Origin of the sequence: Dyella nitratireducens, assembly GCF_014642835.1 — a bacterium.
GTDB lineage: Bacteria > Pseudomonadota > Gammaproteobacteria > Xanthomonadales > Rhodanobacteraceae > Dyella_B > Dyella_B nitratireducens.
Window position 1 is genome coordinate 2,442,515 of the sequence record NZ_BMJA01000001.1, and the last position, 17,116, is coordinate 2,459,630.

Below are 17,116 nucleotides of genomic sequence, written 5' to 3' on the forward strand. Positions count from 1 at the left end.
TTCTTCATACTTGAAGGCCTGACACCTCTTCGTCGCCGACAACTCATCGACCTCTAGCAAGGATTACGTATGACCCTCAAGGCAGCATTTATCGGCCTCGGCGCCATGGGCGAACCGATGGCTGGGCATTTGAAGCAGCATGGTTTGTTGCACGCAGTTGCCAACCGGACGCATGCCAAGGCGGAAGCACTGGCGCGCACGCTGGGTGTTACCGCGCCCACGTTGGAAGAGCTGGCGATGCAGTGCGATGTGATTGCGTTGTGCGTCACCGCCGATGCCGATGTCCTGAACACGGTCGACGCGCTTGCATCGCACCTAAAGCCGGGCACGATCGTGATCGATCATTCCACCGTCGCGCCGGATACCGCCAAGCAGGCAGCGGCACGCCTTGCCGCAGTGAACGCGCATTTCCTCGATGCGCCGGTTTCCGGTGGCGTGGAAGGTGCGAAGAACGGCAAGTTGTCGATCATGGTAGGTGGTGATGCTGCCGTACTCGAACGTGCACGACCCGTGCTGGAAGCATATGCCTTGCGCATTACGCATCTGGGCGACGTGGGCGCCGGGCAGGCCACCAAGGCGGTGAATCAGGTGTTGGTGGCAGGCATTGCGCAGGCGGTTTGCGAAGGGCTGGCGCTGGGTGAGGCGCTGGGGCTTGAGCCGGAGCGCTTGATTCCTACGCTCGGCGCTGGCGCTGCCGGCAACTGGTTCCTGGAGAAGCGCGGCGCGACGATGTTGAACGATCAGTTCAGTGTGGGCTTCAAGCTTGCGCTGCTGCACAAGGATCTGAGCATCGTGCGTGGTATTGCAGAGAAGGCGGGTACATCGCGCGTGGTGATCGAGCAATCGTTGGCCGACTATGCCGAGCTGATGCAGCAAGGGCATGGTGATGACGATATTTCGGGGCTGATCCGACTTAAGCGCGCGCATTCGTAGGTTGGGGTGTAAACCCCAACATAAGGTGATCACAAGCATGGTGATGTTGGGGTTTGCACCCCAACCTACGCAGTGCAAGCGAGCAGTGACGAAAACAACAAGGGCGCCGATCGGCGCCCTTGTGTTTGCAAAGCATGGGTTGGCGCGTCAGCCGCCAGCCTTCAATGCAATCGCCGAAATCCCCGCCGCCGACAAGCGCTGCTTCGTCGCTTCCAGATCGGTTGCAGAGTGGAACGGCCCCAGGCGTACACGGTGATAGGTCTGTCCACCGACGTTCACTGATTGCACGTTGGCAACAAAACCTTGCAACGCGAGCTTTGCCTTCAGCGTTTCCGCATCGGCCGCACTTGGGAAGGCACCTACCTGCAGCAGATAACCACTGGGGCCGTTCGAGGGCGGTGGTGCGACGGCCGCTGCGGGCGCAGCGGTGATGTTCTGCGTGACGGCAGGCGGTGCGTTGGGCGGCAGCTTGGGTGCAGCCGGAGCGATGGGTTGCGCCTGTTGCTGCTGTTTCTGTTGTGCTTGCTGCTGTTCGGCCTTGGCCTGCGCGCTGATCTCCGAATCCGGAATGCGCACTTCCTTCTCCGACAGCACGGAGTAGAAGTCGTACTGCGGTTTCTTCGGCGCGGTGTTGCTGGCCGCCGGCGCCAGGCCTTCATCGCTGCCGGGTTGCGCGGTGGCTTCCGGGTTGGGTTGCGGGCCCTTGGGCGTCATCGGCACCAGCGAGTGGCGCATCAGCACCACCACGACCAGGCCGCCGATCAGGATGCCAACCAGAATGCCGGCCCATGCCGGGAACCCGCCGCCGCTATTGCGAACGGCCTGGCGGCCTTTACCCTTGCGTGTTGCCATTTACATCTTCTCCGGCGCGCTGAGACCCAGTAAATCCAAACCATTGCGTATCACTTGGCGGGTGGCGACGGCGAGCGTGATGCGCGCGTTGCGCAACGCGGCGTCGTCCACGATCCATTTGTGCTCGTGATAGTAGCTGTGAAGTGCGCCAGCGAGTTCCCGCAGGTATTGTGCGATCAGGTGCGGTTCCAGATTGTTGGCGGCAGCCTCCACCACTTCCGGGTAGCGCGACAGCTCGGTCAGCAGGATCTGCTCGTGTTCCGTATCCAGCCGGGCCATGCCTGCGATGCCTGCCTGGGTGTCCACCGGTGGCAGGCTGCGTTCGGCCAGCTCTTCCAGCACGCGGCAGACGCGGGCGTGGGCGTACTGGATGTAGTAGACCGGGTTGTCGTTGCTCTGCGAGCGGGCAAGGTCGATGTCGAAGACAAGTTGCGAATCACCCTTGCGCGCGATGAGGAAGTAGCGCGTGGCATCGCGGCCGGTTTCGTCGATCAGGTCGCGCAAAGTGACATAGCTGCCGGCACGCTTGGAGATCTTCACTTCCTCGCCACCGCGCATCACCGTCACCATCTGGTGCAGCACGTATTCCGGCCAGCCTTTGGGAATGCCGCAATCCAGGGCCTGCAGACCGGCGCGCACACGGGCGAGGCTGCCGTGATGATCCGAACCCAACTCGGTGATCGCGCGTTCGTAGCCACGCAGCCATTTGCTGCGGTGATACGCCACGTCCGGCAAGAAGTACGTGTAGGTGCCGTCGGATTTGCGCATGACGCGGTCCTTGTCGTCACCGAAATCTGTGGTGCGCAGCCACAGCGCGCCGCCTTCTTCATAGGTATGGCCGTGGGCGACCAGCTCGCGCACGGTTTCTTCCACCTTACCGTCGGTGTACAGCGAGGATTCCAGGAAGTACACGTCGAAGCCGACGCCGAAGGCTTGCAGATCCAGATCCTGCTCGCGGCGCAGCGAGGCAACCGCGAAGTGGCGGATCGCTTCGAGATCGTCCGGATTCTTGGCGCCGGTCAAGGCATGGCCGTCGGCGATTACCGTTTCACCACCCAGGTAAGCGCGCGCCACGTCGGCAATGTAGTCGCCGCGATAGCCATCTTCCGGCCAGCCGGCGTCCCCAGGGCCGATACCGCGCGCGCGCGCCTGCACGGAGATCGCCAGATTCTGAATCTGCACGCCGGCATCGTTGTAGTAGAACTCGCGCTTGACGTTCCAGCCGGTGGCTTCGAGCAGGCGACTCAGGCAGTCGCCGATGGCGGCGGCACGACCATGGCCCACATGCAGCGGTCCGGTGGGATTGGCCGATACGAACTCCACACCAACTGTATGCCCGGCGCCGCTCTGATTGCGGCCGTAAGTGGGGCCTTCGGAAAGAATGCGGCCCGCCTCGGCGTGGTACGCCGTCGCCGCCAGAAAGAAGTTGATGAAGCCCGGACCCGCGATTTCCACTTTGGCCACCAAGGCATTGGCGGGCAGGGCGGCGACCAGTTTTTCGGCCAGCTCGCGCGGTTTGGCGCGTGCGGGCTTGGCCAGCAGCATGGCCACATTGGTGGCGAAGTCGCCATGCTCGCGGCTGCGGGCTCGCTCGATCACGAAGTTGGGCAGATCAAGGTCGGCGGGCAGGACGCCATTGCCTTGCAGGGTCCGGATCGCCGAGTGGACCAGTTCGCGCAGCGCTTCTTTCACAGGAGGGGATCGTTCGGGAATGGAACCGCGCATCGTAACAGACCGCTGCGCTCGGACTCGCCTTGCCGTAGGAGGGCGTCATCCATACCGCCGAAAAGCTGCTGCAGCGCAGTGGATCAAGCTGTGGATAAGTCTGTGGGGAAAGTGAAGGCCTTGTCGTCGAGATAGCGAAAAATCCCGACGGAAACCATGCTGTCATGCAGATTATCTTTTTAAAACAATAAATTAAAATGTGAACTTGATGTGCTTCGCAGTGATGTGAAGCTAAGTGGGCTTCGTGGCGTTGTGTGCATAAGTCTTGCCAGGGTCGGTCGGGCAAGGGTTTGGTAGGAGGATTCGGGGTGGCATGGCCGACGATGTCATACGCTAGTCATGATGCGACGCGACAATGCGCAGGTATCTCCGGCGTCTCCCCCGTCGGCTCGATACGGGACCGCCGCATTCCCTCATACCCTCCCCTCATGCGGCTCCCGGCGCGCACCCTCCCGGTCGCGCCGTTTTTTTTTGCGTGTCGTTCAGAGCATGCCCCGTGCGGCCATGGATACCGGCTCGGCATGACCGATCACCAGGTGATCCAGCACCCGCACGCCGATCAGCCGCAACGCCTGACCCAGCTCGCGGGTGACGGCTTGGTCGGCGGCACTTGGTTCGGCTACACCGCTAGGGTGGTTGTGGGCGAAGATCACCGCGGCAGCGTTGTGCTTCAGGCAGGCGCGGACCACTTCGCGAGGATGCACGCTGGCACCGTCCACCGTGCCCCGAAACAATTCTTCAAAGGCAAGCACGCGGTGACGGTTGTCGAGATAGAGGCAGGCGAACACCTCGTAAGGCAGATGCCGCAACCGGGCGTTCAAGTAATCACCGCTATCGCGCGGATCGCGCAGCGACGGCCGATCAGTGAGCTGCTCGGCCAGACTGCGGCGAGCCAGTTCCAGCGCGGCAGCCAGGCGTGCGCGCTTGGCAGGGCCGAGCCCGGAAACGCGCAACTGTCCATCTTGGCAGCCGAGCAGGGCACTCAGGCTGCCGGTTTGCTGCAGCAATTCGCGCCCCAGGGCGATGGCGTCCTTGCCGCGCACGCCGCTGCCAAGCAGCACGGCGAGCAGTTCTGCGTCGGAAAGGGAGGCGCTGCCTTGCGTCAATAATTTCTCGCGAGGTCGTTCGGTTTCGGGCCAATGTCGGATGCTCATGTGACCAGCATCCCGTTCGGGGCCCTCTCCGGACAGCAGTTGGCCTATGTGAATCCGGTAAGCTAGCCGTCTATCTGAACGTCGGGCCCCTCTTACACCATGAGTCTTGCTGAGCGCCGCATCGTGCTGGGAGTGTCAGGCGGCATCGCTGCCTACAAATCCTGCGAGCTGGTTCGCCGCATGCGCGACCTCGGCGCGCACGTGCGCGTGGTGATGACCGAGAACGCCACACGCTTCGTCACGCCCACCACCTTCCAGGCACTCTCCGGCGAGCCGGTGCGCGTGAGCCTATGGGACGAATCGGCTGAAGCGGCGATGGGGCATATCGAGTTGGCGCGCTGGGCGGAGCGCGTGCTGATCGCGCCGGCCAGTGCGGACCTGATCGCACGCCTGGCTCATGGCCATGCCGACGATCTGTTGACCACGCTGTGCCTGGCCACGGCGGCGCCGGTGTACGTGGCGCCGGCGATGAATCAGCAGATGTGGGCGCATGCCGCCGTGCAGGCCAATGTTGCAACCTTGCGTGCGCGCGGCGTGCACATGCTTGGGCCGGCTTCCGGCGACCAGGCCTGCGGTGAGATCGGTTCAGGCCGCATGCTGGAGCCGCACGAATTGCGCGCGGCGATGGTCGCGTCATTTGCCGAGCAGGTGCTGGGTGGAAAGCGTGTCGTGGTCAGCGCAGGGCCCACTTACGAAGACATTGATCCCGTGCGCTTCATCGGCAATCGCAGCTCGGGACGCATGGGGTTTGCCGTGGCTGGTGCGGCGGCGCGTGCGGGCGCGCAGGTTACGTTGGTCGCCGGGCCGGTGAGCCTGGCGACACCGTTTGGCATCGCCAGGCGGGTCGATGTGCGCAGCGCGGCGCAGATGCATGCAGCCGTGACGGAAGCAGCGCAAGGCGCGGACATCTACATCGGCTCGGCCGCTGTTGGCGATTACCGCCCGAACAGCACGGCCGAGCACAAGCTGAAGAAACACGACGGCGCCGACCTCACGCTGCAGCTGGCGGAGAATCCCGACATCCTCGCCAGCCTCTCGGCGATTGAGCCGCATCCGTTCCTGGTGGGTTTCGCCGCCGAAACGCAGAACGTGGAGAAATATGCGCGTGACAAACTGCAACGCAAAGGCCTGGACATGATCGCTGCCAACCAGGTCGGCGAGGGGCTTGGTTTTGAAACGGCCGACAATGCCATCACGCTGTATTGGGCCGATGGTTCGCTGGAATTGCCGCGCACCGACAAGGCCGCACTCGCACGCCAGCTCATCGAATGCATCGCCAGCCGCTACAAGGCGGTGCGTGGATGATCGACGTCGAAGTGAAGATTCTCGACCCGCGTCTGGGCGGCAGTATTCCGCTACCGCAGGCAGCCACCACCGGTAGCGCAGGCATGGACCTGCGTGCAGCGCTGCAGGAGCCGCTTACCTTGGCCCCCGGTGAAAGCGCCTTGGTGTCCAGCGGCATGGCTATTCACATCGGCGATCCGGGCTGGTGCGCGCTGATCGTGCCGCGCTCAGGGCTTGGCCATAAGCATGGGTTGGTGATGGGCAATCTGGTGGGTGTGATCGATGCGGATTACCAAGGGCCGCTGATGATCTCGTGTTGGAATCGCGGCACGCAGCCCTACACCATCGCGGTGGGCGAGCGCGTCGCGCAATTGCTGCTGGTGCCGGTGGGGCAGGCACGGCTGCATATTGTCGAGGAGTTCGTACCTACGGAACGGGGCGAGGGCGGATTCGGTTCAACCGGAAAACATTAATGGGGTTACGGGGCATGGCGATGAACGGCGCACGAGCGCGTTTGCCGGGTGTGCAGTGGGGACGATTGCTGATGCTGGCGGGCGGCACCTTGCTGCTGGCGCTGGCTGCGTTTTGCGCATGGCAGACCTGGCTGATTGCCGATCAGGGCAGCGCCGTGGCGAGCGTGCATGCCGCGCAAGATCGGGCTGTGCAGGCGTTGAGCGATGAAATCGCCAAGCAGCACGATATGGTGAACGAGGCGGTTGCGGGTGTTGATGCCAGCGGCATGCCGGACAGTGCAGCGCAAATCGCGGCTGCATTGAAGCAGCGCTTGCCGCAAGCGTTGAACATCGAGCTGTACAGCGCCGGCCTGGACGAAGTGCTGCACGCCAACTATCGCGAGTTCGGTTATGCGAAAGCGGCGCAACTGATGTCCGCACCCGATGCCGAAGGCGCACCGCCTATCGAGGCGATACTCAAGGGCCTGGGCGACCGCCGTCTGACCATAGTGGAACCTCTGGGGCCATCGCAAAAACCGCTCGCCTGGGCGTGGATCGAGCTGCCGTTTACACCTATCGCCGACCGTTTTGAGGCGATACCGACCGGCGACGGCCGGCTCCAGTTGCACCAGAGCACGGACCGTGGCGACAACCTCGAGCTGATGGCGCACGGCAATGCCAGCTCCGCCGATATCGAACCCGCCGGCAAACCCGTCGCAGGCAGCAGCTTCAATGTCGTGGCGGTATTGCCGGGCGCCTACATCGTGCTACCCCCATCTTGGGGATTTGCGGCCTTCCTCACGCTGGTGGGCGTGGCTGGCGGCATCGGCTTATTCTGGTTGTTTGCGCGCGTTGGCAAGCCTGCGCGAGCGCCTGTCGAGGAACCCACGTTGTCGGATGTCGTAGAAGCCCTGCCGTCTAAACCTGAAGCGGTCAAACCTGCCGCTGTTGCTGCCAAGCCTGCATCGGTCCCTGTTCCGACGAACATCAATGTGGATCCGGCGATCTTCCGTGCGTACGACGTGCGCGGAGTCGTTGGCAAGAGCCTTACGCCGGCGGTCGCCAAGCTGCTCGGTCAGTCGATCGGTACGGTCATGCGCGAGAAAGGTCTGCGCGAAATTGTAGTGGGTCGTGATGGTCGCCTTTCGGGCCCGGAGTTGGCAGGTGCGCTGGCGGATGGTCTGCGCCTGGCCGGCGTCGACGTGATCGACGTTGGTGCGGTGCCAACGCCGGTGGTGTACTACGCCACGTATCGCTACAACACCGGTTGCGGCGTTGCCGTCACGGGCAGCCACAATCCGCCGGACTACAACGGCTTCAAGATCGTGGTTGGTGGCGAAACCTTGTCGGAAGGCGCGATCCAGGATCTCTATCAGCGCATCACCACGGGGGCACTTGAGTCGGACGGCGGCGGCAGCCTGCGCCTGGTCGACGTGGTGCCCGACTACATCGAACGCATCACGTCCGATGTGCAGACCGAGCGTCCGCTGAAGATCGTGGTCGATTGCGGCAATGGCATTCCGGGTGCGGTGGCGCCGCATGTCCTGGAAGGCATCGGTTGCGAAGTCATCCCGCTGTATTGCGAGGTCGATGGCAGCTTCCCCAATCACCATCCCGATCCATCCGATCCACATAATCTGGAAGACCTTATTCTTTCAGTGAAGCAGACCGGTGCGGACCTGGGCCTGGCCTTCGACGGCGATGGCGATCGCCTGGGCGTGGTCACGCGCAGCGGTGAGATCGTATTCCCCGATCGCACGCTGATGCTGTTTGCGCGTGACGTGCTGTCACGCCAGCCGGGCGCGACGATCATCTATGACGTGAAGTGCACCGGTCATCTCAAGGGTCAGATTCTCGATGCCGGCGGCAGTCCGCTGATGTGGCGCACGGGCCATTCGCTGATCAAGGCGAAGATGCGCGAAACCGGCGCGGAGCTGGCCGGCGAGATGAGCGGGCATTTCTTCTTCAAGGAACGCTGGTACGGTTTTGACGACGGTATCTACGCCGCTGCGCGCCTGCTGGAAATTCTTGCCGGCGATCTCGATGGCCGCACCCCGGAAGAGATTTTTGCGACGTGCCCAAAGGGCGTTTCCACCCCGGAACTCAAAGTGGAAATGGCCGAAGGCGCGCATTACCGCTTCATCGAAAAATTCCGCGAGCAGGCCCATTTTGGCGATGCCACCCTGATCACCATCGACGGCGTGCGTGCTGATTGGTCGGATGGCTGGGGTCTAGTGCGTCCTTCCAATACGACGCCGATCCTGGTGCTGCGTTTCGATGCGGATAACGAGCAGGCGCTCCAACGCATACAGGACACGTTCCGTGCGCAGTTGCTGGCGGTAGATGCTTCGCTGAAGTTGCCGTTCTAGGATTTTGTAGGTTGGGGTGCAAACCCCAACATCTTGCTGGTCGGTGACATCGCATGTTGGGGTTTGCACCCCAACCTGCGAGATCAGTGCGGGATCAATATCCGCGGTCGGCCTTTTCTGCCGCCTTCAACTCACGAAAGTGTTGCAGCTCCTGCGCCTGCTGCTGCACGGTTGCTTCGCGATTGGCTTTCTCGCGTTCGAGCAAGGCACGCTCATTCGCCACCACATTGCGCTGCGTGGCGATCTGGTCGGTAAGAAATTTCGGGACAGGCTTTTTCTGGCGCTCTTCGTCAGCGGCACGGTTGAGCAGATCGGTCAGCGCGGCGTCCTGGCTGTGTAGGTTCAGCCGTGTGGTACTCATCTGCTCGTCGAGATGATCCAGAATCTGCTGTTGCTGGGTCTTCAGCGCGTCTTCGTCGGGATATGTGTTGAGGAGCTGGATGTCGTTGGCCTTTTGCGCGTCAACGGCATGTTGCTTGGCAGCCGCTTCGGCGGCCTGTTTTTCCGCGGCGGCGCGTTCGGCGGGCGATAGCTGCTTCTGGACGTGCTCCACCACCATGCCGTTGCTGTTGATGACCTCGTAGCCGTACTTGAGGGCATCTACCGTCAGGCTGTCGCTGTAATGCGGCAGGCCGCTGCTATCCACCCAGCGGTAGTGGACGCCGCCGGAGCCTGTCTCCTGGGCTGTCGCCAGCCCGGTCAGGCCGAGCGATAAGATGATGGTTGCGCTGAGCGCGAGTCGACGCATGATTCCCCTCCTCATCATCCCAGTATAGTCATGGCGTTTGACAGCCTCGATGTCAAAAGTGCGCCAACGTGACTAGGGTCACTGCACCGCTAGGGACACCTCAGGCGCTGACGCCGTAGCGCTCGCGATAAGCCAGCATACGCTGGTGCTCCGCTGCCATATCGGGCCGCTCGCCGGCATAGGCCAGTACGTCGCTAAAGCTGGTGATGGCGACCACTGGAATGCCGTAGTCGCGCTGCACTTCCTGCGCAGCGGACAACTCGCCCTGGCCGCGTTCCTGGCGGTCCAGCGCAATCAGTACGCCGGCCGGCTCGGCGCCCTGGGCGCGGATCAGGGCGAGGGATTCGCGTACGGCGGTGCCGGCGGTCATCACGTCATCCACGATCAGTACGCGGCCTTTGAGCGGCGCACCCACCAAGACGCCGCCCTCGCCGTGGTCTTTTGCCTCTTTGCGGTTATAGGCCCAGGGCAGGTCGCGGCCATGCGGGTCGGCCAGTGCGATGGCGGTGGCGGCGGCCAGGGCGATGCCTTTGTAGGCGGGTCCAAACAGCATGTCGACATCCAGGCCTGAGTTCACTACGGCAGCGGCGTAGGCACGGCCGAGACGGGCCAGCGCCGCGCCGGAATCGATGCGCCCCATGTTGAAGAAGTACGGACTGATGCGTCCGGACTTGAGCGTGAATTCGCCGAAGCGCAGTACGTCGCGTTGCAGAGTGAGTTCGATGAAGTCGCGCTGATAATCGTGCATGAGCGTGTCGGGCAGGGGACAAGGTGTGCCATGGTACCGCGTCCCTCGCTCCGTGCTCGATTGCTATCATGGCCTGCCCCCACGAGGAACGCGCATGCGCATCATCAGCTTGAATGCCAACGGCATCCGCTCCGCCGCGACCAAAGGTGTCTTCGATTGGCTGCGCAAGCAGCGTGCGGACGTCGTCTGTCTGCAGGAAACCAAGGCGCAGGAAGATCAGCTCACCGATCCGATGTTCCGCCCTGACGGGCATCATTGTTTCTATCGTGACGCCAGCAGCAAAAAGGGCTACAGCGGCGTGGCAATTTACGCCAAGCGCGAGCCGGACAAGGTGCTGACGGAACTCGGCTGGGATGAATTCGACAACGAAGGCCGATACATCGAGGCACGCTTCGGCAATCTGAGCGTGGTGTCGCTGTACGTGCCTTCTGGCTCGTCAGGTGATGAGCGGCAGCAATTCAAGTTCAAGGTGATGGAGTGGATCACTCCCATCTTCGACAAGTGGCTCAAGAGCAAGCGTGACTACGTCATCTGCGGCGACTGGAACATCGTGCATACCAAAGACGACATCAAGAACTGGAGTTCAAATCAGAAGAATTCCGGTTGCTTGCCGGAAGAGCGCGCTTGGCTGGATCTGTTGTTCAAGCAGCGCGGTTGGGTCGACAGCTTCCGCGCCTTGAAGCCCGATGCGGTGGAATATACGTGGTGGTCCAATCGTGGCCGCGCTCGCGAGAACAACGTGGGGTGGCGAATCGACTATCAAGTGGTAACGCCATCGCTGCGCGACCGTCTAAAGCACTGCTCGATCTATCGTGACGAACGCTTCTCCGACCACGCACCCTACACGGTCGACTATGCCGACTGAAGGCGGCGTGGCGGCTGCGCGCAAGCCATCTATCTGGCAAGCGTTTTCGCAGCCGTCTGCGTGGACGATGTGCCTGCTGGGCTTTTCCTCGGGCCTGCCGTTTCTGTTGGTGTCTTACACGTTGTCGTTCTGGCTGAAGCAGAACGGCATCGTGTTGAAGGACATCACGATGATCGCCAGCGCCGGTATGACCTATGCGTTCAAGTTCGGATGGGCGCCCTTGCTGGACCACTGGCGATTGCCGTTATTCACGCGTTTAGGGCAGCGGCGCGGATGGCTGTTGCTGGCGCAGCTCGGTGTGCTGGTCGGCTTGCTGGTCATGGCGATGCTGACACCGCGTCAGTTGGTGTTGTTTGTCGCAGCCACGCTGTTCGTAGCCTTCATGGGTGCTACGCAGGATATTGCGATCGATGCGTATCGCATCGAAATCGCGCCGCCTTCGGCGCAAGGCGCACTGGTTGCCACCTATTCGCTGGGTTACCGGCTTGGGCTGCTGGTTTCCGGCGCGCTGGCGCTGATCCTGTCTGACCACATCGGCTGGGCGCCCATCTATGTGCTGATGGCTGTGACGATGGCGATTCCGGTCATCACTACGCTGAACATGCGGGAGCCGGAAGTGCTGCGCCTGTCGCCTTCGTCGTGGCGCGAGGCGATGCGTGAAGGCGTCATCGATCCGTTCACGGATTTCTTCCGGCGCTACCACTGGGCCATCGCGTTGCTGACCCTGATGTTCATCCTGCTGTTCAAGATTCCGGAGCAGGCGATCATTGGCGGGGTGATGGGGCCGTTCTATCGCGACATGGGTTTCAGCAACACAGAAATCGGTGCAGTCACCAAGATCTACGGCATCTGGATCGGCATTGCCGGTGCGTTTGCCGGTGGCGTGGCGGTGGCGCGCTGGGGCGCGTGGCGCAGCCTTGGGGTGTGCATTGTGTTGGGTGCCATCAGCAATTTGCTTTACCTGTTGCTGATTGCGCACAAGGGCCATCTGACCATGCTGACGCTGGCGATCTCCGGGCAGAACTTTTTTGAAGGCATGCTGGGGCCGCCCACGGTTGCTTTCCTTTCCTTGCTGGTGAATCGCCAACATACGGCCACGCAATATGCGCTATTGAGTTCACTGGTGAATCTGCCGGGCAAGGTGCTTGGCTTTTTTGCGGGCGGCATTGTCGCCGCGTCAGGTTATGGCGGCTACTTTGTCATTACCGTGTGTTCCGTGTTGCCGGCGATGCTGCTTTTCGCGGGTCTATGGCGGCGATTCGATCCCATCGCGTCTCGCGCGGAATAAAGAGCTGAAAGCGTTCACACCCACACTGCGAACTGATCCACGATTCGCAGCGCTGGCAATTGTCAGCAACGACGCAGTTGGCGACGATCAGCACACAGGGCTATGTGGCAACGGAGCAACTGTCCTATGCCGGATTTGATGATTCGTCACATCGACCGATTGATGGCTGAGCGCATCAAGCTGCTGGCCAAGTCGCGCCAGTGGTCGATCAACGACGTGGTATTACAGGCACTGCGCCAAGGTTTGGGCGTATCGGAAAGCAATCTGCTCGCCGAAACAGCGCTCGAATCGAATGATCTTTCCTTTGCCGCAGGGCACTGGAATTCGAGCGAACGCGCGGCGTTTCAAGAGGCCATGCAAGCGCTCGCGATGGCGCGTCCAGAACAGCTGAGTGTTCAGGCTGGCGAATTGCTGGAGTGATCAACGCGTTTCACGCGGTGCCAGATGGATGGCACCGAGTACGCGCGGGCCGCGCGCGCCGGTGACGGCGGGCAGATTGCCTGGCAGACCGAGCAGGCGCTGTCGGGCAAGCCATGCGAAGGCGGTGGCTTCCAGGTAATCCGGGTCAACACCGTAATCGGCTGTGCTGTTCAGCTCACGTGGCTGCGATAGTTCGCGCAAACGTTGCACGAGGACGCGGTTATGCACGCCGCCGCCGCACAGCAGGACATCCTTGGCATCGCGTGCATGCGTGTCGATAGCCATGGCGACACTGCGCGCCGTGAGTTCGAGCAGGGTGGCCTGTACGTCGGCAGGTGATGCGGACGTCGGATACAGGCGCGCATCCAGCCAGCCGAGGTGAAAATGCTCGCGCCCGGTGCTCTTGGGTGGTGGAAGTGTGAAATAAGGATCGTCCAACAGTGTGGCCAGCAATTCATCGTCGACCTGACCGCTGGCTGCAAACGCACCATCGCGATCAAATGCTTCGCCGTGGTGGCGCAGGCACCAGGCGTCCATCAGCCCGTTAGCGGGCCCCGTATCAAAGCCAAACACCTGCCCATCAGCTGCTAACACGGTGATATTGGCGATGCCCCCAAGATTGAGTACCACGCGTGTATGGTCCGGTGCGTTGAGCAGCATGGCATGGACCGCTGGAAGCAGCGGCGCACCTTGGCCGCCGGCGGCGACGTCCGCACTGCGGAAATCCGCGACCACGTCGATGTCGCAATGCTCGGCAATCACACTGGCGTTGCCGATCTGCAAAGTGAAGGGATGCTCGCCGAAAGGTCGGTGCCTGATCGTTTGTCCATGTGATCCGACCGCGCGCACGGATGATGCGGGAGTGCCACTTCGCACAAGCAGCGCTTTGACGGCGTCGGCAAACGTCTGGCCGATGGCAACGTCAAGATGGCCAAAGGCATCGAGATCGAGCGTGGTTTCGTCCTGTGCCACACGCAGGATCTGCGTGCGCAACGCATCCGGCCAGGCATGCGTTAGGGCATGCACCAACTGAGGTTTGTCGTGTTCGAAGCGCACCAGTGCGGCATCGATGCCGTCCGCGCTGGTGCCGGAAATCAACCCGATGTAAAGCCCGGTTGCGTCATCTAACGGCTCAGTCATCGCTACGCTTGTTGGATTGGGCACGCGCGAGCTTGTAGTTGTTGTCGATCTCGGTAAGGCGTGCCAGCTGCGGCTTCACCACCGAGCTCTTGAAGAGAGCCAACTGGGTGCCGGGCAGCGGTTCGGGCTTGGGCAGGGTGACAGTCTGCGGATTGCGCTGCACACCGTCGACGCGGAATTCGTAGTGCAGGTGCGGGCCGGTAGCCAGGCCAGTCATGCCGACGTAACCGATCACGTCGCCCTGGCGCACGTGTTGACCTATGCGCTCGGTGGCGAAACGCGACATATGGCCATATGCGGTACTGATGTGTGCGTTGTGCTGGATGATGACGAAGTTGCCATAGCCGTTCATCCAGCCGCGGAACTTGATCACGCCATCGCCGGCAGCATGGATCGGGGTGCCGGTCGGTGCGGCGTAATCCACGCCTTTATGCGCGCGCATCAAACCAAGGATCGGGTGCATGCGTGCTGCGCTGAAAGGCGAGGAAATGCGTGTGAAATCCACCGGAATGCGCAGGAAGGATTTCTGCAGCGGACGGCCATCTTCACTGAACCAGCCGATGCTGCCGTCGGCGCGCTTAAAGCGGTATGCCGTATAACGCTGGCCCTGATTGATGAATTCGGCCGCGACAATGTCGCCTTCATGCAGATAGGCACCATCGCGATAGACGGTGTCGTAGATCACGGTGAAGCTGTCGCCCACGCGCAGGTCTTGCACGAAGTCGATGTCGTATTTGAAGAGGTCGGCGAGCTTGATTACCATCGCGTTCGAGAGGCCAGCCTTGTTGGCGGCGGCGAACAATGAATCGTCGATCACGCCATGCGCGATCTGTTCGCGCGCTTCCACGGCACGCGCAACGGTCTGCATGCTCGGGGTTGCGCTGTCAAGGCGAATGATCGCCTGAGTGGATTCGTCTTTGTCGAAGCGAATGCCTTCGAGATTGCTATGGGTGCCGATCAGAAAACCGAATTCCTGCCCTGGGCGAATGTTGTGCAGCGCCGTCTTCGCGTCGCCGGCACTGTCCACCACCCGCTGCAGATCAGAGAGGCTTAGACCTTGGCTCTGAAAAATGTCTGCCAACGTTTGGCCAGGCCGTACCTGCACCTCGCGCCAGTCCTCTACCACCGGGGCTTTTAGCGAGGGCGCTTCCACCTTCGGCAGCGCAAGAGGCATCAGTGTGTGAGCAACCGGCTGTGCAATCGCCGGTTTCATCGCTGTGGCCCATGCAGGAATCAGGAAACCAGAAAGCACCGTGATCAGCAGCGCCGTGGCCGCGAGCATCCAGCGTTCGCGATACCAATGAATAGGTGGCTGCTCGCCACCCGGCTGACGATTGAACGACCAGTGGGCACAGCGTTGGTAGAAGTGAGAGTGTCGGCGCTGAGCCTTGCGACGGATGGCCAGTTTGCGTGCGATGCGCGGGTCCTGTTTGCTCTGTGCCATCGCTAATAAGCCTTATTCTTCTTATTCATCTTCACCACCGCACCCCCTGCGGTTACAAAGTATCAATCAGCGCGTACCATAACGAGCTTGTGCAAAGTGCGTCAATGCCTTTTGCATCAAGGGTTTGCACGGCATTTGCGGTTAACGCACAATTAACGACATTGACGGCGGCCATCACCTTTTTGGCTGCTTAGACATCTACTTCAACAGAGGACTCCATGAACGAGCTTGAGCAGGCACTGGCCATCATTGCGCGCGGCGCCGACGAGATCATCAAGCAGGAAGAGCTGGCCGAACGCCTCAAGCTCGGGCGCCCGCTGCGCATCAAGGCCGGCTTTGACCCCACTGCGCCGGACCTGCACCTGGGTCACACTGTGCTACTTAACAAGATGCGCCAATTCCAGGATCTCGGGCACACCGTCATCTTCCTGATCGGTGACTTCACCGGCATGATCGGCGATCCCACCGGCAAGAACGTTACGCGCAAACCGCTTACGCGCGAGGACGTGCTCGCCAACGCGGAGACCTACGCCGAGCAGGTCTATAAGGTGCTGGATCGCGAGAAGACCGAGCTTCGGTTCAATTCCGAGTGGTTCGGCAAGATGAATGCGGCGGACATGATCAAGCTGGCTGCGCAGCACACGGTTGCGCGCATGCTTGAGCGCGACGATTTCGCCAAGCGTTACGCTGGGCAGCAGCCGATCGCGATCCATGAATTTCTGTATCCGCTGGTGCAGGGCTATGACTCTGTGGCGTTGAGGTGTGATGTGGAGCTGGGTGGCACCGACCAGAAGTTCAATCTGTTGATGGGGCGCGCACTGCAGGAGCATCACGGTCAGCCACCGCAGATCGTGCTCACCATGCCTTTGCTTGAAGGCCTGGATGGCGTCAACAAAATGTCCAAGTCATTGGGCAACTACATCGGTATCAATGAACCGGCCATCGATATCGTCACCAAGACGATGAAGATCGGCGATGAGCTGATGTGGCGCTGGTTTGAGCTGTTGAGCTTCGAGGTGTCGCTGGATGACATGGCCCGCATGCAGCACGAAGTGGCGAGCGGCGTACTTAATCCCCGTGACGCCAAGCTCAAGCTTGCCCGCGAGCTGACGACGCGATTCCACAACGCTGCCGCCGCCGAGCAGGCGATTGCCGGCTGGCATGCGGTGGTGCGTGGTGAAGGTGACACCAGCCTGCTGCCGCTCACAGAAATTGCGGTGCCGACAGAAGGCTTGCGTTTGCCGGCGCTGCTGACGGCTGCCGGTCTCACGCCGAGTAACGCCGAGGCGAATCGCAAGCTTAAGGAGCGCGCGGTGCGCATCGATGCGGAAGTCGTCGAAGATGCGCAGCGCGTGTTTGCGCCAGGTTTTGAGGGCGTCCTGCAGATCGGCAAGCGCAACTTCGCACGAGTACTGCTCACGCAAGCGTGAGTTGCGACGACGCGTGTGGTGCAAACACGCGTCGCGACAACGCAGGGAAAAAATTTTTCAGAAATCGCTTGCCAGATGGATGGGCACTCCCTATTATTCGCCACCCCGCCGACGCACCTCTCGCGAACGGCAACTCCCAAGCAAAAAGATTCATCGCAAAGGGTGTTGACGGAAGCGTTAAGGGATGTAGAATGGGCGGCTCACCCGGGACGAAATGCTTCGGGGCGATCTTCAAGAGAAGGTTGCAAGTGATTGATCTTTGAC

The 17,116-nt window shown here is 61.5% G+C and carries 15 protein-coding genes; 8 read left to right on the forward strand and 7 right to left on the reverse strand.

Features of this window, described 5'->3' with window-relative positions:
* Positions 1-69: 69 nt before the first annotated feature.
* On the forward strand, positions 70-933 hold the full coding sequence (locus IEX75_RS11055; protein ID WP_188794254.1) for an NAD(P)-dependent oxidoreductase: 864 nt from the start codon (positions 70-72) through the stop codon (positions 931-933).
* 147 nt (positions 934-1,080) lie between these two features.
* Here IEX75_RS11055 and IEX75_RS11060 read toward each other — a convergent pair whose 3' ends face one another.
* The 3 genes from IEX75_RS11060 to radC all read right to left on the reverse strand — a co-directional run bounded on the left by IEX75_RS11060 (position 1,081) and on the right by radC (position 4,664).
* Positions 1,081-1,785 (reverse strand): SPOR domain-containing protein, encoded by a 705-nt coding sequence (locus IEX75_RS11060; protein ID WP_188794255.1) that lies wholly within the window; start codon positions 1,783-1,785, stop codon positions 1,081-1,083.
* The gene (argS, locus tag IEX75_RS11065; RefSeq protein WP_229720742.1) at positions 1,786-3,477 is read right to left on the reverse strand and encodes an arginine--tRNA ligase; all 1,692 of its coding nucleotides are present in this window, start codon (positions 3,475-3,477) and stop codon (positions 1,786-1,788) included. It abuts the gene before it with no gap.
* A gap of 515 nt (positions 3,478-3,992) precedes the next feature.
* Positions 3,993-4,664, reverse strand: coding sequence for a RadC family protein (gene radC / locus IEX75_RS11070; RefSeq protein ID WP_188794257.1), 672 nt, complete (start codon positions 4,662-4,664; stop codon positions 3,993-3,995).
* Positions 4,665-4,763: 99 nt separating this feature from the next.
* On the opposite strand from radC, the gene coaBC reads away from it, so the two are divergent.
* Genes coaBC through IEX75_RS11085 form a run of 3 tightly spaced genes read left to right on the forward strand, consistent with a single transcriptional unit; the run spans position 4,764 to position 8,769 of the window.
* On the forward strand, positions 4,764-5,969 hold the full coding sequence (gene coaBC, locus IEX75_RS11075; RefSeq protein WP_188794258.1) for a bifunctional phosphopantothenoylcysteine decarboxylase/phosphopantothenate--cysteine ligase CoaBC: 1,206 nt from the start codon (positions 4,764-4,766) through the stop codon (positions 5,967-5,969).
* On the forward strand, positions 5,966-6,421 hold the full coding sequence (dut, locus tag IEX75_RS11080; RefSeq protein ID WP_188794259.1) for a dUTP diphosphatase: 456 nt from the start codon (positions 5,966-5,968) through the stop codon (positions 6,419-6,421). The genes coaBC and dut overlap by 4 nt, the downstream gene beginning before the upstream one ends.
* 14 nt (positions 6,422-6,435) lie before the next feature.
* Positions 6,436-8,769 carry a phosphomannomutase/phosphoglucomutase gene (locus tag IEX75_RS11085; protein WP_188794260.1) on the forward strand — a complete coding sequence of 778 codons (2,334 nt, stop codon included), beginning with the start codon at positions 6,436-6,438 and terminating at the stop codon, positions 8,767-8,769.
* A gap of 94 nt (positions 8,770-8,863) precedes the next feature.
* On the opposite strand, the gene IEX75_RS11090 is transcribed toward IEX75_RS11085, so the two are convergent.
* Together IEX75_RS11090 and pyrE are read right to left on the reverse strand one after the other, a co-directional pair.
* Positions 8,864-9,517: a DUF4124 domain-containing protein gene (locus IEX75_RS11090; protein WP_188794261.1), complete on the reverse strand. Its 654-nt coding sequence runs from the start codon at positions 9,515-9,517 to the stop codon at positions 8,864-8,866.
* A 100-nt stretch (positions 9,518-9,617) separates the two neighbouring features.
* A complete protein-coding gene (pyrE, locus tag IEX75_RS11095) occupies positions 9,618-10,265 on the reverse strand; it encodes an orotate phosphoribosyltransferase (RefSeq protein ID WP_188794262.1) in 648 nt (215 codons plus the stop codon).
* 94 nt (positions 10,266-10,359) lie between these two features.
* Between pyrE and IEX75_RS11100 the strand changes: the two genes are divergently transcribed.
* From IEX75_RS11100 to IEX75_RS11110, 3 genes are all read left to right on the forward strand, one after another.
* Positions 10,360-11,130 carry an exodeoxyribonuclease III gene (locus tag IEX75_RS11100; RefSeq protein WP_188794263.1) on the forward strand — a complete coding sequence of 257 codons (771 nt, stop codon included), beginning with the start codon at positions 10,360-10,362 and terminating at the stop codon, positions 11,128-11,130.
* Positions 11,120-12,418: an AmpG family muropeptide MFS transporter gene (locus tag IEX75_RS11105; protein WP_423373059.1), complete on the forward strand. Its 1,299-nt coding sequence runs from the start codon at positions 11,120-11,122 to the stop codon at positions 12,416-12,418. Before IEX75_RS11100 ends, IEX75_RS11105 begins: the two co-directional genes overlap by 11 nt.
* Before the next feature lie 126 nt (positions 12,419-12,544).
* Positions 12,545-12,838 (forward strand): hypothetical protein, encoded by a 294-nt coding sequence (locus IEX75_RS11110; RefSeq protein WP_188794264.1) that lies wholly within the window; start codon positions 12,545-12,547, stop codon positions 12,836-12,838.
* On the opposite strand, the gene IEX75_RS11115 is transcribed toward IEX75_RS11110, so the two are convergent.
* Both IEX75_RS11115 and IEX75_RS11120 read right to left on the reverse strand, forming a co-directional pair.
* Positions 12,839-13,978 (reverse strand): anhydro-N-acetylmuramic acid kinase, encoded by a 1,140-nt coding sequence (locus IEX75_RS11115; RefSeq protein ID WP_188794265.1) that lies wholly within the window; start codon positions 13,976-13,978, stop codon positions 12,839-12,841.
* A complete protein-coding gene (locus tag IEX75_RS11120) occupies positions 13,971-15,422 on the reverse strand; it encodes an OapA family protein (RefSeq protein ID WP_188794266.1) in 1,452 nt (483 codons plus the stop codon). The genes IEX75_RS11115 and IEX75_RS11120 overlap by 8 nt, the downstream gene beginning before the upstream one ends.
* A gap of 218 nt (positions 15,423-15,640) precedes the next feature.
* On the opposite strand from IEX75_RS11120, the gene tyrS reads away from it, so the two are divergent.
* Complete coding sequence (gene tyrS / locus IEX75_RS11125) at positions 15,641-16,852, forward strand: tyrosine--tRNA ligase (RefSeq protein ID WP_188794267.1); 1,212 nt, start codon at positions 15,641-15,643, stop codon at positions 16,850-16,852.
* Positions 16,853-17,116 lie beyond the last annotated feature (264 nt).